The following is a 306-nucleotide window of genomic DNA, read 5'->3' on the forward strand; positions in this document are numbered from 1 at the left end:
GGTAGGCGGGGCGGGGCCGGAAGGGTCCGGCATAGGCATAGCCAAGCACGACGCCATTCTTTTCCGCTGCCAGATAGGGAAAGCCGCCGGCCGCTAAGCTGTCGAATCGACTGCCCATTTCGGCGCGGCTAGGCGGATCCAGCTCGTAGCTTGCGGTGCCGTGCGCGACCGCGTCGGCATAGATTTCGGTGATTCGGTCGAGGTCGGCCGGGGTGGCGGCCCTGATCGCAATGGTGCTCATAATTTATGCAGGTCGATTTGCTGCCTCGATGAGAGCAGAGGCGCGCGCAAAAGGAAAGGGCGGCC

1 protein-coding gene is annotated in these 306 nt (G+C 63.7%); it reads right to left on the minus strand.

Features of this window, described 5'->3' with window-relative positions; all coding sequences use genetic code 11:
• Positions 1 to 241 (minus strand): GNAT family N-acetyltransferase (locus tag EN852_RS38620; RefSeq protein WP_135879891.1); only part of this gene is annotated, 241 nt, incomplete at its 3' end.
• Positions 242 to 306 lie beyond the last annotated feature (65 nt).

Source organism: Mesorhizobium sp. M2E.F.Ca.ET.209.01.1.1, assembly GCF_004010375.2.
In the GTDB taxonomy this organism is placed as follows: Bacteria; Pseudomonadota; Alphaproteobacteria; order Rhizobiales; family Rhizobiaceae; genus Mesorhizobium.